Source organism: Paraburkholderia kururiensis JCM 10599 = LMG 19447, assembly GCF_003986935.1.
Lineage (GTDB): Bacteria > Pseudomonadota > Gammaproteobacteria > Burkholderiales > Burkholderiaceae > Paraburkholderia > Paraburkholderia kururiensis.
Genome location: NZ_RJZE01000001.1, coordinates 359,009 through 385,478, shown reverse-complemented (window position 1 = coordinate 385,478; position 26,470 = coordinate 359,009). Strand labels below are relative to the sequence as shown.

Here is a 26,470-nt window from a genome sequence, read left to right as displayed (position 1 = left end):
AAGGAGCACTGAAAGCCCGTGCGCTGAAGCATGGGCAGCGTTGCGGTATCGTAGTTCTTCCTATCCGTCAGAGGAGCAACGATGGCAACAACCCCCTACGCAAAGACCGCGCCCTCGCGCGAAGACGTGGCGGCGCTGCCCGGCGCCGCGGTCGTGGAGTTCGGCACCGACTGGTGCGGCTACTGCCAGGGCGCACAGCCGCTCATTTCGCAGGCCTTCGCCCAACACGAAGGCGTGCAGCATCTGAAAGTGGAAGACGGGCCTGGCAGGCCGCTCGGCCGCTCGTTCAAGGTCAAGCTGTGGCCCACGCTGATCTTCCTGCGCGACGGCAACGAAGTGGCGCGCGTGGTGCGTCCGAACAATGTCGATGAGATCGAAGAGGCGTTTGGAGCCCTGAACTGACGCCGCACGCCTCCCGAAAACCTTCACCTTTGATACCGCCGAAGGGCTTGTACAACGAGGGTGAAGACCCTGCAGACCTAACGGCAGGCCGTCGAAACGTCCCGAAAACCCTCACCTTTGGGTCGAAACGGCGGCATCTGGGAGCGAACGGCGTCGCGCCACCTCACCGTTGGGCCCGCTCCCGAAAACCCTCACCTGTGTGCTGCGCAGGGGCTTGCCTGGCACTGGTGTTGCAGGCTTTTTCCGGGAACGACGCTTCCAGATAGACCGCAAACACGAGGCACGACAAGCCGGAAAGCCCTTGTTTTAGGGCACTTTGTGCGTTTTCCTGCGTGGAAACCGGCTCGGGCCGCGCCGGTCGTGCCTCGTGATGGCACCGACCTGCCCCGGGCGACGGCGGGTACCTGCATGGCTTCCATGACGGGCGAGGGTCGCGTGTTTAGTCTTCGATGAACCTGAGATGCAGCGGTCCGCAGCAGCCGTCCCCCCGTAAATCCTCACCTCACGCGGCCCACGTCCCGAAAACCCTCACCTTTGCCGACGCCGCGGCGCTTTCTACCTCAACTTCACCGAAACAAAGCTGCGCGCGTTGTTCCGCTGAATCAGCAGCGAAACGAGCTTGCCTGAGCGCGCCACGATCTCGTTGGCCTGGTCCTGCGTTTCCACCAGCGTCTCGTTGAGCGAGAGCACCACGTCGCCGCGCCGAACCCCTGCTTTCGCGGCCGGATTCCGTACGTCGTCCACCATGAGGCCCACGGGCAAGCCGGTCGAGCGCCGCTCGCTCTCGCTCAATGCGTGCATGACGAGGCCGAGGCGCTCGGTGCCTGCCGCAGCCGGCGCGGCGAGACGCACCGGCACGGGGCCCGCCGCCGCGGCGCGCCCCGAAGCGAAGGCGCCATCGGCTACCGGCCCCGCGCCGGAGTCGTCTGCAACTTGCGCGGCCACTGGCGTGACGCCCGCTGCATCGTTCCCGCTCTCAGCCGTCGCGGCCGCGGCGGCGGCCAGCGTCGTGGTCATCCACCTGCGATTGCGGATCAGCTTCAACGGCGCCTTCGCACCGGGCGGCAGCGCGGCGGCTTCGTTCACGAATTCCGCCGCGCGGTCGATCGGCCTCTCGCCGATACGCACGATCACGTCGCCCGCCTTGAGTCCGCTCGCCGCCGCAGGCGAGCCCGCCTCCACGGTATCCACGAGCGCGCCCGCCGCGCGCGGCAATCCGACCGCCGCCGCAAGCCCGGGGCTCACGTCCTCCACGTCCACGCCGAGTCCGTTTCCCGACGGCGGCTTTTGCGCCTGCGCCTGCAACTGCGTGCGCACCTTGTTCGCCGTGTTGATCGGAATGGCGAAGGTCAGGCTGTTGTAGCCGTCGGCATCCGCGTAGACCTGCACGTCGATGCCCACCACCTCGCCTGCACGGTTGAAGATGGGGCCGCCCGAGTTGTCGGGATTGAGGGCCACGTCGGTCTGGAAGAACGGAAAGCTGCTGCCGTCGGGCAGCACACGCGACGTCGTGCTGACAATGCCGGCCGTCACCGCGTTGTCGACGCCGTCCGGCGAACCGATGGTCAGCACCGGCTCGCCAGGCCGCACGTGCGACGAGTCGCCCAGCTTCACGGCGGGCAGCTTCGTGGCGTCGATCTGCAACACGGCTACGCCGCTCGGCACGTCCACCGCGAGCACTTTCGCCTTGAACTCGCGCTTGTCGGTGAGGCGGACGGTGACCTCGTCGGCATCGTCCACGACGTGCGCGGCCGTGAGGATCAACCCATCCGGGCTGACGATGAAACCCGAACCCGTGCCGATGATGGCGCGCGGTCCGTCCTGGTTTTGCCCCTGCCCTTGCCCCGGCTTCGGCGGCCGCGCGAAAAAAGCAGCGAACGGGTCCGCCGCATCCAGTGGATCCGCCGATGCCGCTTGTGCCTGCCGCGCGTCGCCGCTTGCCACGATGTTGACCACCGCAGGCCCGTATCGCTCGACGATGGAGGGAAAGTCGATTGCAGCCGTGCTGCTGCCGGCAGCGGCAGGCGCTACGCGTTTGGGCACTGGCGGCAGCCGCACCGCGTTCGCCGCGACGGCGAGCGGTGGCGCAGATGCACAGGCAACGAGGATGGCGGCGATCGCCGAGGAGCGAAGGACGGTGCGCGAGAGAGACAGGCGGGACACGGCGCACCTCCGGGTGCGATCGTTGTGGCCACGGCATTGGCGCAAGGCCTGCAAGCCGGGGCGTGTTTTTAATTCTATGTCGCGGCCCGAAAAAGCCGCCCCGGAAAAACACTACCTCGCCATTTGCGAAGTGCCTTGCGCGCGGCGCTCCTCATTTGTTCCGTGCGCTGGCCCACGCATGTCCGCACATCGCCCCGCCGCGCACGTGAACCGGCGCACGTTCACGGATTACCCGCGCCGCCCGACTCGCGCTCTCCTCATGAACGTGCCGTGTCACATCGCTCGACCGCGCCGAAGCGAATTCCACATAGACAGAAACGTGCGCGAATTCCGCGGGCGTGCCGGGCAAGCGAAATTCCCGTGTGCGAGGGGGTGACGGGATAAAGCTAGCGCAGCCTTCGCAAAGGCACGGACGTGAACGGGCATGAGACGCAGAGCGTCTGCAATTCTTGCCCGCCGGTTGCAACTGTTCCCGGCCGGCCGCTTGTCGATGCCGGCGCCTGGACCGGTTCCGCTTCACGCCGCTTCACTCCGCTTCGTGCCGCCTCACTCCGGCGGCTCTTCTTCGGGTGCGAAAGGCTGTTCGATGTGGTCGGGCTGGATGTCCGCGTCCTCTTCGAGCGTGGAATCGCCATCCGCAGAGGCGCGCTCGCCCGTGCCGGATTCATCGGTATCGCTTTGGCGCGCTGCCTCGCCGGTTTCCAGCGCGTGGCTGTCCAGCTCCGTATCGACATCGAACTCGTGACGCTTCGCGCCTGCGATATCGCTACCCGTATCGGACGAATCGCTCGGGCCCAGCGCGCCGGTGTCGTCGCCGTGGCGACCTTCGTCGGCCGGTTCGGGCAGATCGTTGTCGGGATTCAACGTACTCATGGCGGGTTCCTCGGTAATCGGCTATGTCGTGTGCCTTGCATGACGAGCAACGCGCGTTCCGCGCGCGGACGCCACGCGCCGAACCGTGGCGGCGGCATGGCCGTTGCTGTTCTTTCAAGGCATCCATTGCAACCTTCAAGGAGATCCAGCCATGCCCGACACCCGTCAATCCAACACCGCTCCCGCGAACCCGCAAAAGAGCCGCGATCACGGGCAACAGCAGCAGAACCAGCAAAAGCAGCCGCAACACCAGGGCGGGCAGCGCCAGCCATAGCCGCGCACGCGGCATTCATCGTGGGCGTGCAGAAGCGAATGCGCAGCCCGCGACGCTCGCCCGACACCCGGGCCACACCCACACGACATTCGCCAACTCAGACACAGGAGCCGCATCCATGTCACCCACAAGCCGCCCCGACGCGCCGCTTCCCGAACAGGAACAGCGCAACGTTCCCGGCCATACCGGCCCCATGGACCCCAAGCCCGATCACGGCGAGCGCAGCTACAAGGGATCGGCACGTCTTGCAGGCAAGGCCGCCATCATCACCGGAGCCGACAGCGGCATCGGCCGCGCCGTGGCCATCGCATTTGCGCGCGAGGGCGCGGACGTCCTGATCGCGTATCTCGACGAGCACGACGACGCGAAGGAAACGGCACGCTGGGTGGAAGAAGCCGGCCGCAAGGCCGTGCTCGTGGCGGGAGACGTGGCGGACCGCGAGCACTGCCGCGAGATCGTGCGGCGCGCGGTGGAGGCGTTCTCGCGCATCGACGTGCTGGTCAACAACGCGGCCTACCAGATGACGCACGAAACGCTCGAAGAAGTCACCGACGACGAATGGGACCGCACCTTCGATACGAACATCGGCGCAATGTTTCGGATCACTAAAGCTGCGCTGCCGCATATGAAACCCGGGGCCGCCATCGTCAACACGGCGTCCGTGAATGCCGACAAGCCGCGCCCCACGCTGCTGCCCTACGCCACCACGAAGGGGGCCATCCAGAACTTCACGGGCGGCCTTGCGCAACTGCTGGCCGAGCGCGGCATTCGCGCCAACTGCGTGGCGCCGGGGCCTATCTGGACGCCGCTGATTCCGTCGACCATGCCGCCCGAGCAGGTGAAGCAGTTCGGCGCCAACGTGCCGATGAAGCGGCCTGGGCAGCCTGCCGAACTCGCGCCCGTGTATGTGATGCTCGCCTCGAACGAAGCGAGCTACGTGTCGGGCGCGACCGTGGCAGTCACGGGCGGCGTGCCGATCATCTGATCCTCCGATCCAGATTCAGGGCGGCGCTGCCGGTTAGCGCCGGTCTGTGCCGGTCAGCCGCCGCCCTTGCGATCGGCGCGCGTGTCGCCTTCGGTGCGCGCAGTTGCCTCACCCGCGCCGCGCACCGGTTCATCGTCCCGCGATCTCACGCCGTTCACGTTCAGATATGGCGCGGCCTCTTCGGCGTTCTGCGCCGCCTGCCCGCCCTGGCCCGGCAACTCCGGCATGTCGCCGGAGCCCAGCGGCACCTCGGCGGTCTGATGCGGATGCTGATTGCCGCGCGGCGGCATCAAGTCTTCTCTCGGCGTGGGTTGATCGAAGCTGCCCGGGGTGCCGCGCGCACGCGGCTCTGCCTGGTCGCTCGACGTCGTTTGGGTTTGTGAAGATGCGCGAGGCGCTTTCGATGCGGTCTCCTGCTGCGAAACAGCCCGCGAAGTAGCGGTAGCAGCGCGGTCGCCGCGTTCCCGTTGGGACGGCGCGCCCGCGGCCCGCGTGGTGAGATTCGTCATGGTGGCTCCTTCGTGGCCACGGCGGCACAGCGGAACGCGAGGCTCGCCGCCGCACTGACCTGCGCGGCGGCGAGCGCGTGCCCTCAGCCTCATGCCGGCCGTGGCGGTTTGCTGCCGTTCATTGCTTCAGCTCATTACTTCCAGTTCATTGCCTCAGCTCACTCGCAAGGCTCATTGCCCCTTCGTGTCGCTGCTCGCGTCGGCGCCGGGCATGTTGGTGCGATCCGTCATCGGCTTCTTCGCGTGATGCTTCTTCATCGTGCGCTTGTGAGTCGAGGTGGAGTTCATGCTCGTGCCCGTGCTGGCGGTGGGACCGGCCACTGCGTTGGCCGGCGTGTTCGGTCCGTTCGCGTTGCCGCCTGCTGAACCACCGCCGCCGTTCGCGCCGCCCGCGGCAGCGGTACCGCCTCCGCCCGCCGAACCTTGTGCGAACGCCGCGCCGCCCGCGCTCGTCACTGCCAGCAGAATCGAAATGAAGATCGCCTTCGTGTATTTCATGACATGTCCTCCGTAGTTGGAAAGGCCTGGAACGGGCCAGGAGACGGCCTGAAAAAAGCAGCCGTAGCGGCCGCGAGGCAAAACCATCGCCCTCCCAGCAACTCAGCAATGCATGTGCCGCGCGAACCGCGCCGCACATTCGTCCCTCGCGGCATGACCCGGTAGCGCCCCTATCGCAATACCGCAATACGGCCGGGCACGCGCGTTGCAACGGACAAGCAGTCCGCACTCGTGCAGAAGGGAGGTAACCATGGCAGCCCAGTCGAAAGAAAAGATCGAGCATCCGAATGAAGACCGCAGCGAAAAGCAGATCGACGAATCCGTCGAGCACACCTTCCCGGCAAGCGATCCGCCGGCTACCGGCGGCACGACGCGCATCGTTCCCGACGACGATGACGGGCTCGACGATTCGCCCATGGAGTCGCCCACTGCCCCCGCACAGCCGCGCACCGGCGGCACGAAGTAGCGGGGTAGCCGGAAGATGGCGACACACCATCGGCATGCCGTCGACATGCATAAGGCGCGTCCACAATGAGCGGAGGCGACGAACCGCGTGCGCACGGCAGCGGCGCGAATGACGCAAGCGACCCCACTCGCGCCGCCGCGCCGCGCGAGCCCGACAACGCGCACGGCAAAGATGCCGGCAAAGACGCCGAAAAGAACGCGGGCAACGAGTCGCGCAACAGCAGCGAAGGCAATGACGGGACCGGCAACAACGGCGACCACGACCGCGACCGAAGCGACAAAGGCAACAGCAAACGCAACAGCAACGAAGGCCAGGGCGAAAACAAGCCCGGCCGCCGCTCGCGCAAGCCCTTGCTGATTCTCGGCGCCGTGATCGTGGTGCTCGGTATCGTCGCGTTCGGCTGGTGGTTTGCCACGCGCAACCAGGAAAGCACGGACGACGCCTACACCGACGGCAACGCCATCACGATTGCCCCGAAGGTGTCGGGCTACGTCGTGCGGCTCGCCATCAACGACAACGTCTACGTCCATCAGGGCGACCTGCTGGTTCAGATCGACCCGCGCGACTACCAGGCCCAGGTGGATGCGGCACAGGCGCAGCTTGGTCTCGCACGCGCGCAGTTGAATGCCGCGCAGGTGCAACTGGACATTGCGCGCGTGCAGTACCCCGCGCAATACGCGCAGGCCCGTGCGCAGATCGCATCGGCCGAGGCGAACCTGAAGCAGGCGCAGGCCGCGTACGAACGCCAGCACGCCGTGGACGTGCGCGCCACCTCGCAGCAGAACATCGACATGGCCGACGCCCAGCGCCAGACCGCCGACGCAAACGTCGCCCAGGCACGCGCGCAATTACAGACGGCGAAGCTCGTACCGCAGCAGATCCGCCAGGCCGCCGCCGCCGTGGAAGAGCGCTTGCAGCAGGTGCGGCAGGCAGAGGCGCAGGTCGAGCAGGCAAAGCTGAACCTGGCGTGGTGCGAGGTGCGCGCGCCATCGGACGGCTGGGTCACGCGTCGCAACGTGCAGTACGGCACCTTCCTGCAGGCAGGCACGACGATGTTCTCGCTCGTCACGCCGCAGGTGTGGATCACCGCGAATTTCAAGGAATCGCAACTGGACCGCATGCGCGCGGGCGATCGCGTGAAGATTGGCGTGGACGCTTATCCGCAACTCGAGTTGCACGGGCACGTGGATAGCGTGCAGCTGGGCAGCGGCTCGCGCTTCTCGGCGTTTCCCGCCGAAAACGCAACCGGCAACTTCGTGAAGATCGTGCAACGCGTGCCGGTGAAGATCGTGATCGACAGCGGCGTGCCGCGCGATCACAGCTTGCCGCTGGGGCTTTCCGTTACGCCGACGGTTTATCTGAAGTAGACGAAGCGAGCTTTCGACCAAGGGCGGGCACATGAAATGCGCCCTCGGCGAGATCGCGCAAAGCGGGACGTCTCACCTCAAGGCCACGACGTCTCGCGCATCGGCAGCACCATCACTTCAGGAATCACCGTCTCCGGCGGCTGACGCAGCACGAACAGGACGGATTCGGCCACGTTCGCGGGGTCCTGCAACGTCGATGTATCAATGCCCGGAAAGCGGTCCAGCAGGAACGGCGTGCGCATGCCGCCCGCCACTACGGCCGACACCTTGATGCCGAACGGCCGCAGCTCCGCATGCAGGCTGTGCGAGAGCCCGAGCAGCCCCCATTTGCTCGCGTGATACGCGGCGGCATTCGGCCATGCGCGCTTCGCCGCCGTCGATGCAATGTTCACGATGTGTCCGCCGCCTGCGGTCTTCATGTGCATGACCGCGTGACGCGACACCACGAACGGCCCCGTCAGATTGGTCTGCAACACGCGCTGCCACTCGGCCACGGTGAGCACGTCGATGGGCTCGGTCACATCCACCGCGGCGTTGTTGACCACCACGTCGAGGCGGCCATGCCGCTGCACGATGCGCCCCACCGCGTCGGCCACCGCGTTGCTGTCCGTCACGTCGAGCGCAATCGCTTCGCAGCGGCCTGCGTCGTCTTTGCCGCCCGTGCTGCGCTCTGCAATGGTGGCGGCGGTACGCTCGGCACCTTCAAGTTTCAGGTCCGCGGCAATCACGTGCACGCCTTCGCGGGCGAGGCTCATGCAGATCTGTGCGCCAAGGCCGCTGCCGCCGCCCGTCACCAGGGCAATGCGTCCGTGCAGGTCGTGCCACGAGGGCGGGGTGGAACGCGTTTGTGCCATCTCGAACTCCATGCTGTAGGGATTGAAGGGAAGTCAAAGCGCACGGACGAACGCCGCGCGCGTACTGAACAAAGCGAAGGAAAGCGGGATAAAAGCCGCTCAGGCGACCGTCGTGGATTCAGGATCGCGCCGCGCGGCACGCGCCTTGGCAAGCGCGCGATACGCCACGGCCACCATCGAGGCAAACGCTTCGTCATACCAGGGATGCGCGCCGCTCACGGCCACCACAATCCCGTCTATCGCGACACTGCCCCACAGCGCGGTGTCGCCGCTCACGAGCAGATGGGGGCGCAGCGTCTGAAGCTCGTGCGAGCCCATGCCGGTGCGCCACGACAGACGCGCCTTGTCGAGCGCGAAGGCACGGTAGTCGGCGTCCCAGGCCGACACGTCGCCTTCCGAATGCTCGCCCACGATGGCCTCTTCGAACGACTGATCGCGCGGGTCCAGCGTGGGCGACATCACGACGATGTGAAGAAAACCGGCGCCGCATATCTCGCGGTCGGCGATAGCGGCGCGCACGGCAGGCAAAGCCAGTTCGACGGCGCGCCGCGCGAGTTCGCGCTCCACGGCGCGTGTGGATTCACGAGAAGTAGCGCAAACAAGAGAGGATGGCGTGGTCAAGCGAGTCTCCTTGGCCTCGATGGGCGGCAAGCGTTGGGGGTCACGCGTGGGTGTCACGCGGGGTGTCACGTGTTGAGTGCACCCGTCATGTCACGCAGCTCGCCTCAGCAAGGCGTGTTCCCTGCGTACCTCCCGGACCGTCTTCACGACCCCACGTGCTGTGCCGAATGCACGCCTGGGCCGTATCCAGGCAATGCCCGCGCTTCATCGTCTCGCGACACCTTCAGTGCCTGCGCCAGCGCCATTGCGAACCCCGCGATCGTGCCCAGGTTGCTGGGGTTACGCCTCACACCCACCCGCAGCACAGCGCATACCCGCGCCTGCCCGCCCCGCATGCGAGGAACGCCCCTTGCAACGCGCGCTTTATCTGAACCCCAACGGAACCCTTCGACGGACCCCTCTGGAGCCTTCATGCCCTCGTTGTTGCAGCCCGGCACGACCTGCCGTTGCATTCGCCGCGCGCACCGCCTGCGCGTGCTCGTGGACGCCGCCGCGTATTTCGCCGCCGTGCGGCACGCCATTGCGCGTGCAGAGCACAGCGTCTTTATCGTCGGCTGGGACATCGATAGCCGATTGCAACTTGTGCCGTGCAACGGCCACGAACAACCGCCCGACGGTCTGCCCGCGCCGCTCGCCGACTTCCTCTGTGCGGTTGCGCAGCGCAATCCGCACGTGCGCATCCACGTGCTCGCCTGGGACTTCGCGATGCTCTATGCGCTGGAGCGCGAGTGGCTGCCGTCGTACCGGCTCGGCTGGCGCACGCATGCGCGCGTACGGTTCCGGCTGGACGGGCAGCATCCCGTGGGCGGCTCGCATCATCAGAAGATCGTCGTGGTGGACGACCGGCTCGCGTTTGTGGGCGGCATCGACCTCACGCGTTCGCGCTGGGACACACCCGCCCACGCGCCGGACGAACCGTTGCGCCGCAACGCCCATAGCGGACGCAAAGGCCGCCAACGGCGCGCGCAACCCTACGCGCCCTTCCACGACATTCACACCATGTTCGACGGCGAAGCGGCAGAAGCCATTGCTGAACTGGTGCGCGAACGCTGGCTGCGCGCCTTCGGTAAAACGAAGGCGCAGGCGGCAGCACCAGATTCGCCGGCCGTCGCACGCGCGTCTGCGCACACGCCGCAGCAACCCGATGCGTCGACCAACGCCTGGCCGCCCTTCGAGCCCGCCGACTTCGAGAACGTGGACATCGGCATCGCCCTCACCGAACCCGCGTTCAGCGGCCGCGCGCCGGTGGGAGACATTCGCGCGCTCTATCTCGCGGCCATCGCTGCTGCGCGCGAGAACATCTACATCGAGAACCAGTACTTCACGGCGAGCCCCGTGGGCACGTCACTGGTCGCACGGCTCACGCAACCCGAAGGGCCGGACGTGGCTGTCGTCGCACCGCGCGCGCAGACCGGCTGGCTTCAAACCATGACGATGGGCGTGCTGCGCGCGCGGCTCTACCGCATGGTGAAGCGCGCCGACGACCACGGCCGCCTGCGCCTCTACTACCCGCACGTCGACGGCCTGGGCGACGGCTTCGTCAACGTGCACAGCAAGCTCATGACCGTGGACGACGAACTGCTCTTCGTGGGCAGCGCGAATCTCAACAACCGGTCCATGGTGCTCGACACCGAATGCAACATCGCGCTCGAAGCACGCGGCGACCCGCGCACTCGCGCCGCCATCGCGCAGGTGCGCAACCGGCTGCTTGCCGAACACCTCGACGTGTCTCTCGCCGACGTCGAGCGCGCCTTCCAGACGCACGGCCGCCTGCACGCGGTAATCGAAGCGCTGCGCCACGAAGGGCGCGCGCTCGTGCCGTTCGACCCGGAAGTGGAGCCCGAGATAGACCGCCTCGTGCCCGAAGAAGCGCTCATCGACCCCGAAAAACCGGCCTCGCCCGACGAACTCATGCGCGAGTTCGTGCCCGGCGGCCAGAGCCGTTCGCTCTCCGCGCGCCTCTTGATTCTGGGCAGCCTCGCGCTCGGCGTCGTGGCGCTCGCGCTGTTGTGGCACTTCACGTCGCTGCGTCATGACCTCAACTTCACGGCGCTCACGCAGACCGCCACGGCCATCGGAGACTCGCGCTTCGGCCCCGTGCTGATCGTGGGCGCGTATGCGCTGGCGGCCATTGTGTCAGTGCCCATCACGGTGCTGATCGCGCTGGCCGGTTTCGTGTTCGGTCCCGGCGCGGGCAGCGCCTATGCGCTGACGGGCACGCTGATCGCCGCGCTCGTTACCTACGGCGCAGGCGTCTGGCTGGGGCGCGACGCGGTGCGGCGACTCGCGGGCGCGCGGCTCAACCGGCTCTCGGAACGGCTGGGGCGCCAGGGGCTGGTCGCGGTCGTGATCCTGCGCGTGCTGCCGCTTGCGCCGTTCACGCTGGTGAACCTGGCCGCGGGCGCCTCGCACATCGGCCTGCGCGATTTTCTGGTGGGCACCGCACTCGGCATGGGGCCGGGCATCGTGCTCGCAACCTCGTTCGCGCATCAGCTGGTGGCCACCGTGCGGCATCCCAGCGCGGGCTCCATCGGGCTGCTCGCGGCCATAGGCGTGGTGCTGGTGGCGCTTTCGTTCGCGCTGCAGCGCTTCTTCACGAGGGGCCGATGAAAGCCGGCACGAAATCGACCCCGCCCGCTGCACCCATGCGCGACGATCCCGCCTCGCTCGCGGGCAACGACGACCACGCACGCGCCGCCGAACTGCGCATCGCCACCTGGAACATCCACGGCGCGACCGGCGCGGACCGCGTGCAGTCGGCCGAGCGCATCGCGGCTGTGATCGGCGAACTGGACGCGGACATCGTCGCGCTGCAGGAAGTGCCGCTCGGCGACGCCAGGGCGCCGAACGCGCTCGACGTATTGCGCGCCGCCACGGGCCTCAACGCGGTGGAGGGGCCGACGCTCGACACACCGCGCCGCCGCTTCGGCAATGCCGTGCTTTCGCGGCTGCCGGTGCACGCCGCACGCACGCTGGATCTCTCGTTCGGGCAGCGCGAGCCGCGCGGCGCACTTGATGTGGACCTGCGCCATCGTGGCGAAACGCTTCGCGTGGTGGCCACGCACCTGGGCCTCTCGGCGCGCGAGCGGCGCGCGCAGATCCACCGTCTGCTGTCCGTGTTCGATCGCCCCGACCTGCCCGTCATCCTGCTGGGCGACATCAACGAATGGTTCGTGTGGGGCCGCGCGCTTCGCATGCTGGTGGAGCACTTCCGCGCCGCGCACGCGCCGCGCACGTTTCCGGCGCGTTGGCCCGTGTTCGCACTGGACCGTATCTGGATGCACCCGGGCGAACGGCTCATCGACGTGCGCGTGCATGCCAGCCCGCTCGCGCGCATTGCGTCGGACCATCTGCCGCTCGTTGCACGCATCGCGGCAAGCCCGGCGCGCTCGGCTAAGCAACCCGACGAAGCCGGGCGCGCCGCTTGCTGATGCAACGTCGGGCTTCATTCGTAGACCCGTTCATTTGAAGGAGCGCTGTCATGGCCAATCGCCAATCGAAAGCTGACGAAAACGCACCGCTGCAACCCGGCACCGACAAACAGACCGGCACGGGCACGTTCAAGACCGACGTCTCCGAAACGGACGACGAAGGCACGAACGTGCGCGAAGCCGAAGTGCGCGAGGACGATCTCTCCGAAGTCCGCCCCTCTGAAGGCGAACGCGACGGCGGATCGAGCCAGTCGCATTGAGGCGGCTTGTGATCTCGCGCTAGTTAGAGCGGATGAGTGACGAGCACAACCCTGGACAAAACCAGGGCCACGACGCATGGCGACCCGCTGCGAACCCGTGGGTGATCGCCATCGTCGTCACGCTTGCGGCGTTCATGGAGGTGCTGGACACGACCATCGTGAACGTCGCGCTGCCGCACATTGCGGGCACGATGTCGGCGAGCTACGACGAGGCCACGTGGACGCTCACCTCGTACCTCGTCGCCAACGGCATCGTGCTGCCCATTTCGGCGTTCTTTGCGCGGCTGCTCGGCAGAAAGCGCTACTTCCTGATCTGCATTGCGGCCTTCACGGTGTGCTCGTTCCTGTGCGGCATCGCGACGAACCTGGGTCAGCTGATCGTCTTTCGCGTCTTGCAGGGCTTCTTCGGCGGCGGACTACAACCGAACCAGCAGTCCATCATTCTCGACACGTTTCCCCCCGAAAAACGCGGGCGGGCGTTCTCGATCTCGGCGGTGGCCATCGTCGTCGCGCCGGTGCTGGGGCCGACGCTGGGCGGCTGGATTACGGACAACTTCTCGTGGCGCTGGGTGTTTCTGCTCAACGTGCCGGTGGGCATTCTCACGACGCTCGGCGTCATGCAACTCGTGGAAGACCCGCCGTGGGAGCGGCGCGCAAGCGGCCGGCTCAGCATCGACTACATCGGCATCGGGCTCATTGCGATTGGCTTGGGGTGCCTGCAAGTCATGCTGGACCGCGGCGAAGACGACGACTGGTTCAGTTCGCCGTTCATTCGCATCTTCGCGGCGCTGGCGGCGGCCGGCATGGCGGGCGCGGTGGCGTGGCTCATGTACACGAAGAAACCGGTGGTGAACCTGGCCTGCCTGCGCGACCGCAACTTCGCGCTGGGCTGCGCGACGATTGCGGCTTTCGCCATGGTGCTCTACGGCAGCGCCGTGCTGGTGCCGCAACTCGCGCAACAGCAGTTGGGTTACACGGCCACGCTTGCGGGCCTCGTGCTCTCGCCGGGCGCGCTGCTCATCACGATGGAGATACCCATCATCAGCCGCCTCATGCCGCACATCCAGACGCGCTGGCTGATCGCAACCGGCTTTCTGTTGCTCACGGTGGCGCTCGCGTATTCGCACATGCTCGTGCCGAACGTGGACTACGCCACGCTCGTGAAGATGCGCAGCGCGCAGTCCATTGCCATCGGCTTTCTGTTCGTGCCCATCACGACGCTCGCGTATCAGACCGTGCCGCGCGAACTCAACAACGACGCCTCCGCGCTGCTCACCATGTTCCGCAACGTGGCGGGGTCCATCGGCATTTCGCTTTCCACGGCAATGATCCGCGAGCGGGCGCAGGCGCGAATGGCGCATCTTTCTGAACATCTCTCGCCGTTCTCGCAGAACTACCAGGACGCCCTGCAGCGCTCGGCCCACACGATCACGGACCTCACGGGCCAGCCTCCTGCTCAGGCGCTGCAAACCGCCACGGGCCGCCTTTACGAGACGTTCGTTTCGCAGGCCACGATCCTCGCGTACCTCGACGTCTTCGCGATGCTCGCCGTGTTCTGCCTGCTGTGCCTGCCGCTGTCGTTCTTCTTCTCGCCGGTGAAAGCCGCCGGCGGGGCGGGTGGGCACTGACATGACGCGGCACCGTTCTTTCAGCGGACAACGAGCGCGGACAGGCGCAGCGGCATGCACGCTTGCAGTTGCCACGTTGCTGCTCGTGAGCGCCTGCACGGTGGGCCCCGACTTCAAATCGCCAACAGCCAACGTGCCCGGCCAGTGGCACGACGTGCAGCGCGAGGCGTCTGCTACGTCTGCGGCTTCAGCAACAGCGCCAACCTCGCAGACACCCACCCCGCCGCACGTCGAAGGCGCGCATCCCCATTCGTCGCCCACCACGGATTCGGACCCCGACCCGCGCTGGTGGCACACCTTCCAGGACCCGACGCTCGACGCGCTGATCGATCGCGCTGTCCGCGACAACCCCGACCTCCAGCAAGCCGTGTTGCGCATTGCAGAGGCGCGCTCGCAAGCGCAGTCCGCAGCGGCCCAGGGCCTGCCGAACGTACGCGCAACGGCCAGCTACACGCGCGAACAACTCGGCATCAAAGGCCTGCTCGAAGAACAGAACGCCTACAGCGCCGTGAACCGACTCGGGCAGCGCGGCGGCCCTTCGGTGCAACGCGGCGCGAACCAGTTCCTCGATCAGCTCACGTCGCCGGTGAATCTCTGGCAGGCGGGCTTCGACGCCTCGTGGGAAGTGGACCTGTTCGGCCGCGTGCGGCGGTCTGTGGAAGCCGCGAACGCGCAGACCGAAGCCGCGATGGAAAGCCACAACGACGCGCTCGTTTCGCTCGAAGCCGAAGTCGCGCAAACCTACGCGCAGTTGCGCGGCGCGCAACAGCTTCGGCAGATCACGAGCGACCTCGTGAACCAGCAGCGCGAAATCGTGACGCTCGTGCAGAGCCAGGCGAGCGTGGGCATCACGAGCCAGATGGATGTGCAGAACGCTTCGGCACAACTGGCGCAGACCGCAGCGCAATTGCCGCTCTACGACCAGCAGATTGCGCAGGCGCTCAACGGTCTCGCGTATCTGGCGGGCGAGGCGCCGGGCGCGCTCGATGCCGAATTGCAGACGCCCGGCGCGGTGCCGCCCGTGCCGCCCACGGTGCCGGTCGGCCTGCCCTCTACGCTCGCGCGCCGCCGCCCCGACGTGCGCCGCGCCGAAGCCGAATTGCACGCCGCCACCGCGGACGTCGGCGTGGCCGTCGCGCAGTTCTACCCCGACATTTCGCTCACCGGCCAGGTGGGCACGCGCGCGGGCCACGCGGACAACCTCGCCCGCTGGTCGCATCTGTTCTATTCGTTCGGACCGGCCATTTCGCTGCCTATCTTCGAAGGCGGGCAGCTCGTGTCGAACCTGCGACTGAGCGAGGCGCGCCAGGCAGAAGCGGCACTCGCCTGGCGCAGCGCCGTGCTCGTGGCGCTGCGCGACGTGGACAACGCACTCGCCGTCTATCGCACCGACCAGGCGCGCCGCGACTCGCTCAACGACAGCGTGGCGTCTCAGCAAGCCGCATTCGACCTGGCGCGCGACAGCTATCGCAAAGGTCTGGTCACGTTCATCAACGTGCTGGACGCGGAACGCCAGCTCGCCCAGGGCAGGCAGCAGGCCGCTCAACAAACCATGCAGGTGACGACGGATCTCGTCGCGCTGTACAAGGCGCTCGGGGGCGGGTGGCAGACGGCGGCGTCCGCGGGTTCGGCGGCGTCAGCAGATCCGGTGCCGTCAGCGCACGCGCCGCAACCAGCGGGCTCGCCGCGGTCTTCGCTCTCCGCTTCGCCGCAGCAGGCAGCACAGCCTCCACGCTTCGCGCGATCCATGCCGTCCACGCCGTCCACGCAGTCCACGCCATCCGCACCGTCTCTCGCATCGAAACCGCAGCCATGACCCTGCCTTCTCCCTCAACGTCGTCCGTGCCGCGCATCACGGTGGTCGTGCTCACGCACAACCGCGTGCACGAAGTGACGGAAACCGTGGCGCGGCTGCTTGCGCTGCCCGAACGTCCGCCCGTGATCGTCGCGGACAACGGCTCCACGGACGCCACCGTCGAAACCCTGTGCGCACGCTTTCCCTCCGTGCGAGTCGTTGAGTGCGGCGCGAATCTGGGCGCCGCGGGCCGCAATCACGCCGTGGCCGTCGCCGAAACCGAATACGTCGCCTTCAGCGACGACGACACCTGGTGGGAACCGGGCTCGCTCGCCCACGCGGTGCGCGTGCTGGACGAATCGCCGCAGGTGGCCGTGCTCAACGCACGCGTGGTGGTGGGCGAAAACGAACACGCCGACGCCACCTGCGAGCGCATGAGCGCGAGCCCGCTCGGCAGCACGGGCTTACCCGGTCCGCTGCTGACGGGCTACATGGCGGGTGCCTGTGTGTTCCGGCGCGCGGCGTTTCTCGAAGTGGGCGGTTATGAGCCGCGGCTTTTCATCGGCGGCGAAGAAGAACTCGTCTCGCTCGATCTACTCGTGCGCGGACACGCCATGGTCTATTGCGACCGGCTCGTGGTGCATCACCATCCGTCGCCGGCACGCGATGCGGGTTTGCGGCGCCGCATGCTGGCGCGCAACGCGGCGTGGGTGGCCTGGCTGCGCCTGCCGCTCCCGATAGCGCTCAAGGCCATGCTGAAGGCGCTGCGCGTGCTGCTGCACGAGCGGGCGTTGTGGCGCGATGCGCCGCGGCTCGTGAGCGGCATTGCGTGGGCATGCAGCCGCCGACGCGTGGTGCCGCCCCACGTGCTCGCCATGCGGCGCGCAGTGCGCAACGCCGAACGCACTGCGGACTGGCTCGCGAACCGCAACGCGGCGTGGCTGCGCACGCGCCGCGTTGCGGGCGGAGGCGCTTCGGGCACTTCGGGCACTTCGAGCACTTCGAGCACTTCGAGCACTTCGAGCACTTCGAGCACTTCGAGCACTTCGAGCACTTCGAGCACTTCGAGCACTCCGAGCACTCCGGGCGCTCCGGGCGCTCCCAGCACTCCGAGCCATTCGGGCACTTCGACCGCCCCGCACCGGCGCGCCTGACGCCGCACGTGGTCAGCGCTACGACGCCTCTTCGCCCTTTCGAATCACGCTGAGCTGGCCGTTACGTTCCAGGATCGCGGCCTCCACGCGCGCGAGGTCGCGTGCGCCGAGCGACTGTCGCACGCTCTCGTAGATATCGGTTTCCGTGATGAGCGCCGCGCCCATCTGCTTCTCGTCGAAGCGCCCCTGGTGGAACACCTCGCGCTCGATGCCTACCACCAACCGCTCCAACGCACGCGAATGCACGCACAGCCAGGCCAGCACGCGATGCAGCACCACGATCACGAGCGATGCCACCGCGGTGGGCACGAACGGCGACGCGCCCACCACGGCGCGGCTCAGAATGGCGCCCAGCAGAATGCCCACCACGTAATCGAACGGCGAGCGCTGGCCGAACGAGCGACGGCCCGAAATGCGCACGAGCACGAGCGCCAGCACGAACACGACGAGCGAGCGCATGCCCATCTGCAACGCGTCGAGATTCCGGCCCTCGCCGAACAACGCCACAAGCGTATTCATATGCCGCCTCCCTTTGCCTCGTTCGAATGGGGTTGCGTGCGTGCTGAGCCGGCACGCTACGCGGAATGCGATACGGGGCGTGCGGTGTGTGCGACGCGCCGTATCGCCTCGATGAGCTGATCCGCGGGCACGGGCTTGGTGAGGTGCGCCGCGAAGCCGGCAGCAACGGCGTTGTCGTTCGGCGTGCCATTCGGCGGCGCATTCTGCGAGCCATTCGGCGAGCCGTTCTGCGTGCCATTCGATGCGCCATTCCGTGTGCCGTTCGACCCCATGCCCTTCGATGCCATGCCATTCGATGCCGCGCCATGCCCCGCCGTACCCTGCGTACGCGCCGCCATCCCGGCACCAGGAAGCGGCACGGGTGCCTGCACCGCGCCGTCTTCCGTGAGCGTATAGCCCGTTAGCGCGATAGCTGGCAGGCGAGCACCGGGGCGCAGTCCGCGCCGCGCTTCGAGTTCGCGCACGCGGCGCAGCACGTCGAAGCCGTCTTCCCGTTCGAGCACGATGTCGCAGACCAGCACGTCGGGCCATGCGTCCATGTCCTCGCCTTCGAGCATCGCGAGCGTATCGTCGCCGCCCTGCGCCGTCTGCACGCGCGCGCCCATCGAGGAAAGCATGGCCTCCAGTGCGTCGCGCGTCTCTTCCTGGTCGTCGATGGCGAGTACCGCAATACCCTCCAGGGGCTGGGCATCGAGATGCCGAGCCGATCCCGAAGGCGCGGATGGTGCCGCCGCCGTGCCCGGAACGCCCGGCACGGCTGTCGAAACTGACGAAGCCGATGAAGCAGACGAAGCCGGCACACCGCCCTGCACGACCGAACCAACCGAAGCCGCCGAACCAACCGAGGTAGCCGACGCCGACGAAATCACCGGCACATCCACCACCGGCCGCAACGGCAACGTGACCACGTAGGCCAGCCGCGTCTGCACCGGCATCACCGTAAACCCGCCGCCTGCCGAGACGATGGTGGCTTCCAGCTTCCGCGCGCGCTCCTGCGAAAGCTCCGCGGGCCGATCGCCCGCACCCACCACCGTGAGCCACGCCTCGTTGCCGAAGTGGTCCGCGCGCAGTTGCACCCGGCCGCCGCGCGGCGCGTGAGTCAGCTCGTTGCGGCACAGTTCGGCCACCACGCCCGCCAGCTTGTCGCGCTCGCCGGTAATGAAAAGGCCCGGCTCCGCCACGAGCGTCGTGAAGTCGGCGCGCTGGCGTGCGGCGTCGGTGCGCACCATCGCCGCCACGTGGGCCACCAGTTCGTCCAGTTCCACCGGCTGCGCCACGAGCCTGCGTTGCGCGCGCTCCAGTTCGCCTTGTTGCTGTTGCAGCGACCACATCTTCATGTACACGCCTTCGCGCGCGAGCAGTGCCTCGTGCGTGCCCTGCTCCACGATATGGCCGTGCTCCATCACGAGAATGGTGTCCGCATCCACCACGGTGGAAAGGCGGTGCGCAATCGTGATCGACGTGCGCCCCTGCGCGAGGCGCTGCAATTCCAGCTGGATGGCGCGTTCGGAGCGCGTGTCGAGCGCCGAGGTGGCCTCGTCGAACACGATGATGCGCGGGTCTTTCAGAATGGCGCGCGCAATGGCAATGCGCTGGCGCTCGCCGCCCGAAAGCCGCACGCCGCGCTCGCCCACCTGGGTGTCGTAGTGATCGGGCAGCCGTTCGATGAAGCCGTCCAGCTGCGCCGCACGCGCGGCGCGCACCACGTCCGCGCGCGTGGCGCCGGGCCGGCCGTAGGCGATGTTGTAGGCGATCGTGTCGTTGAAGAGCACCGTGTCCTGCGGCACGATGCCAATCGCCTCACGCAGGCTGGTCTGCGTGACGTAGCGCAGATCCTGGCCGTCAATACGCACCGTGCCCAACGTGGGCTGATACAGCCGGAACAGCAGCTTCACGAGCGTGGACTTGCCCGATCCGCTGCCGCCTACCACCGCTACGGACGTCCCGGCCCGCACGCGAAAATCGATGTCGTGCAGCACCTGGCGCTGCGGGTCGTAGCCGAAATCCACGTGGTCGTAGGCGATCTCGCCCGCGTGTATGGCAAGCGGCTGCGCGCCCGGTTCGTCCAGGTCTTCGCCCACGCGCCCTTGCGCCGCGAGAATGCCGAACATGCGCTCCACGTTCACCATCGCGTCGTTGGTCTCGCGAAACACGAAGCCCAGCGAATTGAGCGGCAGACACACCTGGATGATGTACGCGTTCACGAGCACAAGGTCGCCCACGCTCATGCGCCCCACCATCACGTACTGCACGGCGAGCAGCATCACAGAAGCCACGCCGAACGCAATCACCGCGCTCTGCCCGATATGCAGCGTGGAAAGCGCGCGCTGGTTCGCCATGCGCGCCGTAATCCAGTGGCCCAGAATGCCCGAGAGCCGCCGCGTCTCCAGCGCTTCCGTAGCGAAGTATTTGACCGTGTCGTAGTTGAGCATGCTGTCCACGAAACGGCTGTCTGTCTGCGCTTCCAGCCGGTTCACGGCGCGCTGATGCACGAGCCGCCGCCGCGTGAAGATCACCGTATAGATCGCGTAGACCACGAACGTCATACCGATGATGGCCGTGAACGTCGCGGCATAGCTCGCCATCATGATCGCGATCACAGAGCCGATTTCGATCAGCGTGGGCACGATCGTGAAGATGGCAATGCCGAGCAGATAGCCGATGCCGTCCGTGCCCTTCTGCACGTCGCGCACCACGGCGCCCGTCTCGCGCGTGGCATGAAAGCGTGCACCCAACCGATGCAGATGCGCGAAGGTGCGCTCCGTGAACGACGCCACCGTGCGCTGCGTCACCACGCTGAACACCACGTCGCGCACTTCGTTCAGCGCGCCGCTGACGAAACGCAGAATCGCGTACGCCAGCACAAGAAAGACGGGAAAAAGCGCAAGCGGCGACGGATGACTGACCTCGTCCACGATGCGCTTGAGCACGAGCGGCACGCCCACCGCGGCGAGCTTCGCCGCGACCATGAGCGCGACGGAAACCAGCGTGACGTTGCGGTACTGCCAGATGGCGCGGCTGAGGTCCACGAAGATGCGGCGGCGCAGGTCGCGCTCCTGCGAGAGCGTGCGCTGCGCCGCCGCGGCGAGCCCCGGGGTGGGGCCCGGCTGAGGAGGGGTGCGCGTGCTGTCGCTCGCCATGCCGTCGTCCCGCGCCGGCGTCAGCTGTCGCCGTTATCCTTGTGCCCCGGCAGCACTGAGGCCAGCACCTGCCTGGCCGTGCCCGCAATCACGCTGGCCTCGCGCGGGTCGCCCTTCAGCAGCGTGTGCGCGAAGTGGCGCGCCTGTTCCAGCGTGACGTGCGGCGGCAGCGGCGGCACCTCGGGGTCGCTCTTCACTTCGAGCACCACGGGCCGGTTCGACGCGAGCGCCTCTTCCCAGGCGGGCGCGATCTGGTCGGGCTCCGAAACGTAAATGCCTTTCAGACCAATCAGCTCCGCGAAGCGGTGATACGGCACGTTCGGCACCTGCTGCGAAGCGTCGAACTTCGGGTCGCCTTCCATCACGCGCTGCTCCCACGTGACCTGGTTGAGGTCTTCGTTGTTGAGCACCATGCAGATCCAGCGCGGGTCGGCCCACTGCTGCCAGTACTTCGCCACCGTGATGAGTTCCGCCATGTTGTTCATCTGCATGGCGCCGTCGCCCACCAGCGCGATGACGGGCCGCGACGGATGCGCGAACTTCGCCGCAATCGCGTAGGGCACGGCGGCGCCCATCGACGCGAGGCCGCCCGAAAGCGAGCACATCATGCCGCGGCGAATCTTCAGGTCGCGTGCGTACCAGTTTGCACAGGATCCCGAATCGCTCGTGATGATGGCCTGATCGGGCAGGCGCGGCGAAAGCTCGGTGAAGGCGCGCTGCGGGTTCACGCCGCGGCTCGACTTCGCCGGTTCCAGCGCGCGCTTGTGCAGCGTCTTCCACCACGAGTCGGTCCAGCGTTCGATGCGCTTGCGCCACGTCGTGTCGTCGCGCTCATGCAGGAGCGGCAGCAGCGCGCGCAGCGTTTCGGCCGTGTCGCCCACCAGGTTGACCTCCATCGGGTAACGCAGGCTCAGCATGTCGGCCTTGATGTCGATCTGCACGCCGCGCGCCTGGCCTTCTTTCGGCAAGAACTCGGAGTACGGGAAGCCCGAGCCGACCATTAGCAGCGTGTCGCAGTCGGTCATCATGTCGTAGCTCGGCAACGTGCCGAGCAACCCGATGGGACCCGTGACCCACGGCAACTCGTCGGGCAATACCGCCTTGCCTAGCAGCGCCTTCGCCACGCCCGCGCCCAGGCGGTCCGCCACGGCGATCACTTCGTCCGTGGCGCCCAATGCGCCTGCGCCCACCAGCATCGCCACTTTCTTACCGGCATTGAGCACGTCCGCCGCGCGTTGCAGGTCGTCTTGTTGCGGCACGACCTTGGGCCGCGAATAGCCCACGCCCGAATGTACCGTTCCGTGCTTGCGGCCCGGTGGCTCGTACGGCAATTCCTGCAGATCGTTCGGCAGCACGAGCGCGGTCACGCGCCGCTCGGCCACTGCGATGCGCACGGCACGGTCCACGAGGTGCCGCACCTGGCCCGGCACCGTGGCGAGTTGCACGTAGGAGCCCGCCACGTCCTTGAACATCGACACCAGATCCAGCTCCTGCTGGTAGTGCCCGCCCAGCGACGCGCGCGCCTGTTGCCCGGTAATGGCGAGCACGGGCATGTGGTCCATGCGCGCGTCGTAGAGACCGGTGATGAGGTGCGCGGCGCCCGGGCCCGACGTGGCGATGCACACGCCCAGTTCGCCGGTAAATTTCGCGTGCGCGCAGGCCATGAATGCGGCCATTTCTTCGTGTCGCGCCTGAATGAATTCGATCTTCCCGCCCGCGCGATTCAATGCACCGAACACGCCGTTGATGCCGTCGCCGGGATACCCGTAGATGCGGCGCACGCCCCAGTGATAAAGCCGGTCGACGATGAAGTCACCCACAGTAGCAGCCATGAAACGCCTCCTTTGCCTGACCCAAGCGGCGGGGCAAGAAGCGCTCCCGGTCCTCGCGCGGCATGGCGGGCGCACGGCGGGCGCGCGTGTTTTCGCGGTCGGACAAAACCGGTACGCCGCCCGCTCCTTATTTACACGTGGCGTGTAAGAAGCTCAGCGGCGCAACACGCGCGGTGGAGAAAAACAGGGTGAACCGGCGATTGCCTGCGTAGTACTTCGCAGTGACATGCAGGCATACCGCGTTCATGCCTTCGCGTTCACGCCTTCGCCAGGCCGCGATGGGCACACGGCGTGCTGAATCCCTGGTTCATACACGGCCGTCGATTTCCCTACGCGCGGCGCCGAGCCAAACGTCCCAAACGTCCAAATAAGGCCCGGCCCGCGCGCTCAAAGCCGGTCCCGTTCGAACACAAGAGAGCCATCCGCGAAGGAGATTCGATGAAAGTCGCCCTCATCAGTGAACACGCTTCTCCGCTCGCCGTAGCCGGCGGTGTCGATAGCGGCGGTCAGAACATCTACGTCGCACACGTGGCCCGCCAGCTTCACAAGGCCGGCCACCAGGTTGACGTGTTCACGCGCCGCGACCGAGCCCTGCTGCCGCTCGTCTCGAATATGGACGGCGTGCGCGTCGTGCACGTGCCGGCCGGGCCGCCCATGCAGTTGCCGAAGGAAGAACTGCTGCCGTGGATGGGCGAATTCGCCGATTTCCTCACAGGTTTCTGCCGCGGCGAGAGCCGGCCTTACGACGTGCTGCACGCGAATTTCTTCATGTCAGGCCTCGCCGCGCTGAAGACAAAGGCCGCGCTCGGCATACCGCTCGTCATGACGTTCCATGCGCTGGGCCGCGTGCGCCGCCTGCATCAAGGCGCGGACGACGGCTTTCCCGACGAGCGCTTCGCCATTGAAGACGAACTCGTGCGCGAGGCGGACACGATCATCGCCGAATGCCCGCAGGACGAGGCCGACCTGATCGACCTCTACGGCGCAGACCCGCAACGCATCGACGTGATTCCGTGCGGCTTCGACACCGCCGAGTTGCGGCCGGTATCGCGCCGCGCCGCGCGCGAAGCGCTGGGCTGGCCGCAGGACCGCTTCACGGTGCTGCAACTGGGACGGCTCGTGCCGCGCAAGGGCATCGAAAACGTGGTGCGCGGCATGGGCGTGCTGCGCCAGCGTTATGAATCGGACGCGCACCTCTACGTGGTGGGCGGCAACGCGGATGCGCCCAACGAAATCGCGACGCCGGAAATCGCGCGGCTGCGCGGCATTGCGCACCAATGCGGCGTGGAAGACCGCACGACCTTTGTGGGCCGGCGCGGACGCGCGCAACTGCGCTACTTCTATAGCGCCGCGGATGTCTTCGTCACCACGCCGTGGTACGAGCCGTTCGGCATTACGCCCGTGGAGGCGATGGCCTGCGGCACGCCGGTGATCGGTGCGGACGTGGGCGGCATCCGCTCCACCGTGCTCGACGGCGAAACCGGCTTCCTCGTACCGCCACGCGACCCCGATGCGCTCGCGGCACGCATCCATACGCTCGTGCGCAACCCGGCGCTCGCGCGGCGCATGGGCGAAGCCGGCATGGCGCGCGCCAAGACGCAATTCACCTGGCGCGGCGTGAGCGAGGCGCTGCTGCGCGTGTACCGCCGCGTGGCCGAACTGTCCGGCGAAGCCGAGCACGTCGGGGCGTCGCGCGAAACGGCCACTCGGGCTATGGCCCAGGCTATGACCCAGGCTGCCAGCGGAGGCTCATTCGCGTGAACGGACTCGATACACGCCACGCGGCGGTGTTTCTCGACAAGGACGGCACGCTGCTGGAAGACGTGCCGTACAACGTCGATCCGTCGCACATGCGCTTTACCAGCGGCACGCGCGAAGCACTCGCGCTGCTCGCCGCGCATGGGTTCAAGCTGATCGTCGTCAGCAACCAGCCCGGCGTGGCGCACGGCATGTTTGCCCTCACGGCGCTGCGCGGCGTGCAGATGCAGCTGGCCCGCATGTTCGGCACCTGCGGCGCGGAACTCACGGCCGCGTACTGGTGCCCGCATCATCCCGACGGCATCGTCGCGCGCTACACGCGCCACTGCCGTTGCCGCAAGCCCGCGCCGGGCATGTTGCTGCGGGCCGCGCGCGAGCACGCCATCGACCTTGCCTCGAGCTGGTTCGTGGGCGACATCCTGGACGACGTGGAGGCCGGCAATCGCGCGGGGTGCCGTTCCATCCTGCTCGACAACGGCCACGAAACCGAGTGGCGGCCTGGCCCTCACCGCGTGCCGCATGCCCGCACCCGCGACCTCTACGGCGCCGCACTCACCATCGTGGAAGCACGCGCCCGCCAGGAACGCATGGCACCGCTTGCAGACGTAGCGGACCGCGGGCTGAGCCTGGGGAGCGTGGGATGAACCGCGCGAAGACGTTCACGTTTTCCGTGCTGCCCACCGCGCCGCACGCCTTCGTGCCCGCAGCGCGGCCAGCTGCCGTCTGGGGGCCAGAGGTGCGGCGCATTCTGTGTGTGCGGCTCGACAACCTGGGCGACGTGCTCATGACCACCCCGGCCATGCGCGCGTTGCGCGAGGCCGGGCCGGGGCGGCAGCTCACGCTGCTGGCGTCGTCGGCAGGCGCGCAGATGGCGCCGTATCTGCCCGACGTGGACGAAGTGATCCGCTACGACGCGCCCTGGGTGAGCGGCCAGGCCGAGCCTTCTGCGCAGACGGACCTGCAGATGCGCCGCGCGCTGGAAGCCGGCCGCTTCGACGCCGCCGTGATCTTCACCGTCTATAGCCAGAACCCGTTGCCGGCCGCGCTGATGTGCTACCTCGCGGGCATTCCGCGGCGGCTCGCCTGGTGCCGTGAAAACCCCTACCACCTGCTCACGGATTGGGCCCAGGAGAAAGAACCCCAGCAGCACGTGCGCCACGAAGTGGAGCGGCAACTCGCGCTGGTCGAGCACGTGGGCGCAAGGGCCGCCACCGCCGCCACCACCGCCGACACGCGCATGCGCTTCGCCGTAGCGGACGAAGACCGTCACGCGCTCGATGCCCTGCTCGCCACGCACGGCGTGCGTCCCGGCACGCCGTGCGTCGTGCTGCATGCGGGCGCGAGCAGCGCCTCGCGTCGGTATCCGCCGGAGCGTTTCGGCGAAGTGGCCTCGCACATCGCGGCGCAACTGCGCTGCCCTGTTCTGCTCACGGGCGGCGTGGAAGAACGCGAGACGGTGCAGCGCGTGGCGAGCGCCACGCGCGCAAGCGTGCGCCGCTATCTCTGCGATCTCTCGGGCCTGCTCACGCTCGGCCAGCTTGCGGCGCTGCTGGAACGCGCCGCCGTGCTGGTCTCGAACAACACGGGGCCCGTGCATATCGCCGCGGCACTCGGCACGCCGGTGGTGGATCTCTACGCGCTCACGAATCCGCAGCACACGCCATGGCAAACGCCGAGCCGCGTGCTGTTCCATGACGTGGCGTGCCGCTGGTGCTATCGCAGCGTCTGCCCCGAGGGACACCATGCGTGCCTGCTCGGCGTGCCCGCCGCCGAAGTGGCCGAAGCGGCGTTGCAGCTTGCGGCGCCGCGTCTCTCCCCTCCGTCGCTGGCTTCGGCTGCGCGCCCCGCGCCGCGCGACACCACCGGGCCGCTGCCCGTCAAAGCCACCCGCTGGCCCGGCGAAGCCGCCGTGCTGGCCCGGTTCCCGAAAACCTCCTGAAC

The 26,470-nt window shown here is 67.5% G+C and carries 23 protein-coding genes; 14 read left to right on the top strand and 9 right to left on the bottom strand.

What is annotated here, in order from left to right; all coding sequences use genetic code 11:
* Positions 1-81: 81 nt before the first annotated feature.
* Positions 82-402 carry a thioredoxin family protein gene (locus PKKP23_RS01755; protein ID WP_017774194.1) on the top strand — a complete coding sequence of 107 codons (321 nt, stop codon included), beginning with the start codon at positions 82-84 and terminating at the stop codon, positions 400-402.
* Between the two features lie 555 nt (positions 403-957).
* Here PKKP23_RS01755 and PKKP23_RS01750 read toward each other — a convergent pair.
* Positions 958-2,565: a trypsin-like peptidase domain-containing protein gene (locus tag PKKP23_RS01750; protein ID WP_126875556.1), complete on the bottom strand. Its 1,608-nt coding sequence runs from the start codon at positions 2,563-2,565 to the stop codon at positions 958-960.
* A gap of 546 nt (positions 2,566-3,111) precedes the next feature.
* A complete protein-coding gene (locus PKKP23_RS01745) occupies positions 3,112-3,438 on the bottom strand; it encodes a hypothetical protein (RefSeq protein ID WP_017774192.1) in 327 nt (108 codons plus the stop codon).
* A 151-nt stretch (positions 3,439-3,589) separates the two neighbouring features.
* Here PKKP23_RS01745 and PKKP23_RS34785 point away from each other — a divergent pair, with 151 nt between their 5' ends.
* Positions 3,590-3,712 (top strand): hypothetical protein, encoded by a 123-nt coding sequence (locus PKKP23_RS34785; RefSeq protein ID WP_017774191.1) that lies wholly within the window; start codon positions 3,590-3,592, stop codon positions 3,710-3,712.
* A gap of 118 nt (positions 3,713-3,830) precedes the next feature.
* A complete protein-coding gene (locus PKKP23_RS01740; protein ID WP_126875555.1) occupies positions 3,831-4,697 on the top strand; it encodes an SDR family oxidoreductase in 867 nt (288 codons plus the stop codon).
* A gap of 53 nt (positions 4,698-4,750) precedes the next feature.
* Here PKKP23_RS01740 and PKKP23_RS01735 read toward each other — a convergent pair whose 3' ends face one another.
* Positions 4,751-5,206 (bottom strand): hypothetical protein, encoded by a 456-nt coding sequence (locus PKKP23_RS01735; RefSeq protein ID WP_126875554.1) that lies wholly within the window; start codon positions 5,204-5,206, stop codon positions 4,751-4,753.
* Between the two features lie 171 nt (positions 5,207-5,377).
* Positions 5,378-5,704: a hypothetical protein gene (locus PKKP23_RS01730; protein ID WP_017774188.1), complete on the bottom strand. Its 327-nt coding sequence runs from the start codon at positions 5,702-5,704 to the stop codon at positions 5,378-5,380.
* 250 nt (positions 5,705-5,954) lie between these two features.
* On the opposite strand from PKKP23_RS01730, the gene PKKP23_RS33975 reads away from it, so the two are divergent.
* Both PKKP23_RS33975 and PKKP23_RS01720 read left to right on the top strand, forming a co-directional pair.
* Positions 5,955-6,170 (top strand): hypothetical protein, encoded by a 216-nt coding sequence (locus PKKP23_RS33975; RefSeq protein ID WP_017774187.1) that lies wholly within the window; start codon positions 5,955-5,957, stop codon positions 6,168-6,170.
* A 65-nt stretch (positions 6,171-6,235) separates the two neighbouring features.
* The gene (locus PKKP23_RS01720) at positions 6,236-7,537 is read left to right on the top strand and encodes an HlyD family secretion protein (protein ID WP_126875553.1); all 1,302 of its coding nucleotides are present in this window, start codon (positions 6,236-6,238) and stop codon (positions 7,535-7,537) included.
* A gap of 77 nt (positions 7,538-7,614) precedes the next feature.
* Here PKKP23_RS01720 and PKKP23_RS01715 read toward each other — a convergent pair whose 3' ends face one another.
* Positions 7,615-8,391: an SDR family oxidoreductase gene (locus PKKP23_RS01715; RefSeq protein WP_126875552.1), complete on the bottom strand. Its 777-nt coding sequence runs from the start codon at positions 8,389-8,391 to the stop codon at positions 7,615-7,617.
* Positions 8,392-8,490: 99 nt separating this feature from the next.
* Positions 8,491-9,012, bottom strand: a complete 522-nt coding sequence (locus tag PKKP23_RS01710; protein ID WP_026121311.1) for a hypothetical protein — start codon at positions 9,010-9,012, stop codon at positions 8,491-8,493.
* A gap of 411 nt (positions 9,013-9,423) precedes the next feature.
* Between PKKP23_RS01710 and PKKP23_RS01705 the strand changes: the two genes are divergently transcribed.
* From PKKP23_RS01705 to PKKP23_RS01680, 6 genes are read left to right on the top strand one after another with little or no spacing between them, the layout of a single operon-like run.
* Positions 9,424-11,622: a VTT domain-containing protein gene (locus PKKP23_RS01705; protein ID WP_126875551.1), complete on the top strand. Its 2,199-nt coding sequence runs from the start codon at positions 9,424-9,426 to the stop codon at positions 11,620-11,622.
* A 35-nt stretch (positions 11,623-11,657) separates the two neighbouring features.
* Positions 11,658-12,443 carry an endonuclease/exonuclease/phosphatase family protein gene (locus PKKP23_RS01700; RefSeq protein ID WP_168724517.1) on the top strand — a complete coding sequence of 262 codons (786 nt, stop codon included), beginning with the start codon at positions 11,658-11,660 and terminating at the stop codon, positions 12,441-12,443.
* A 50-nt stretch (positions 12,444-12,493) separates the two neighbouring features.
* The gene (locus PKKP23_RS33970) at positions 12,494-12,703 is read left to right on the top strand and encodes a hypothetical protein (RefSeq protein ID WP_017774181.1); all 210 of its coding nucleotides are present in this window, start codon (positions 12,494-12,496) and stop codon (positions 12,701-12,703) included.
* A gap of 32 nt (positions 12,704-12,735) precedes the next feature.
* Positions 12,736-14,331, top strand: coding sequence for a DHA2 family efflux MFS transporter permease subunit (locus PKKP23_RS01690; RefSeq protein ID WP_017774180.1), 1,596 nt, complete (start codon positions 12,736-12,738; stop codon positions 14,329-14,331).
* 1 nt (position 14,332) lies between these two features.
* Positions 14,333-16,147 (top strand): efflux transporter outer membrane subunit, encoded by a 1,815-nt coding sequence (locus PKKP23_RS01685; protein ID WP_126875549.1) that lies wholly within the window; start codon positions 14,333-14,335, stop codon positions 16,145-16,147.
* A complete protein-coding gene (locus PKKP23_RS01680; RefSeq protein WP_338120123.1) occupies positions 16,144-17,280 on the top strand; it encodes a glycosyltransferase family 2 protein in 1,137 nt (378 codons plus the stop codon). The genes PKKP23_RS01685 and PKKP23_RS01680 overlap by 4 nt, the downstream gene beginning before the upstream one ends.
* Before the next feature lie 18 nt (positions 17,281-17,298).
* Here the strand turns inward: PKKP23_RS01680 and PKKP23_RS01675 are convergent, their stop codons facing one another.
* The 3 genes from PKKP23_RS01675 to PKKP23_RS01665 are packed head-to-tail and all read right to left on the bottom strand — an operon-like array spanning position 17,299 to position 22,771.
* A complete protein-coding gene (locus PKKP23_RS01675; RefSeq protein ID WP_126875548.1) occupies positions 17,299-17,799 on the bottom strand; it encodes a DUF421 domain-containing protein in 501 nt (166 codons plus the stop codon).
* A gap of 56 nt (positions 17,800-17,855) precedes the next feature.
* Positions 17,856-20,939 (bottom strand): ATP-binding cassette domain-containing protein, encoded by a 3,084-nt coding sequence (locus PKKP23_RS01670; protein ID WP_240658676.1) that lies wholly within the window; start codon positions 20,937-20,939, stop codon positions 17,856-17,858.
* Between the two features lie 20 nt (positions 20,940-20,959).
* Positions 20,960-22,771 (bottom strand): thiamine pyrophosphate-requiring protein, encoded by a 1,812-nt coding sequence (locus PKKP23_RS01665; RefSeq protein WP_126875546.1) that lies wholly within the window; start codon positions 22,769-22,771, stop codon positions 20,960-20,962.
* 438 nt (positions 22,772-23,209) lie between these two features.
* Here PKKP23_RS01665 and PKKP23_RS01660 point away from each other — a divergent pair, with 438 nt between their 5' ends.
* From PKKP23_RS01660 to waaF, 3 genes are read left to right on the top strand one after another with little or no spacing between them, the layout of a single operon-like run.
* Positions 23,210-24,532: a glycosyltransferase family 4 protein gene (locus tag PKKP23_RS01660; RefSeq protein ID WP_126875545.1), complete on the top strand. Its 1,323-nt coding sequence runs from the start codon at positions 23,210-23,212 to the stop codon at positions 24,530-24,532.
* The gene (locus tag PKKP23_RS01655; RefSeq protein WP_126875544.1) at positions 24,529-25,173 is read left to right on the top strand and encodes a D-glycero-alpha-D-manno-heptose-1,7-bisphosphate 7-phosphatase; all 645 of its coding nucleotides are present in this window, start codon (positions 24,529-24,531) and stop codon (positions 25,171-25,173) included. The genes PKKP23_RS01660 and PKKP23_RS01655 overlap by 4 nt, the downstream gene beginning before the upstream one ends.
* Complete coding sequence (gene waaF, locus PKKP23_RS01650) at positions 25,170-26,468, top strand: lipopolysaccharide heptosyltransferase II (protein ID WP_126875543.1); 1,299 nt, start codon at positions 25,170-25,172, stop codon at positions 26,466-26,468. Before PKKP23_RS01655 ends, waaF begins: the two co-directional genes overlap by 4 nt.
* Positions 26,469-26,470 lie beyond the last annotated feature (2 nt).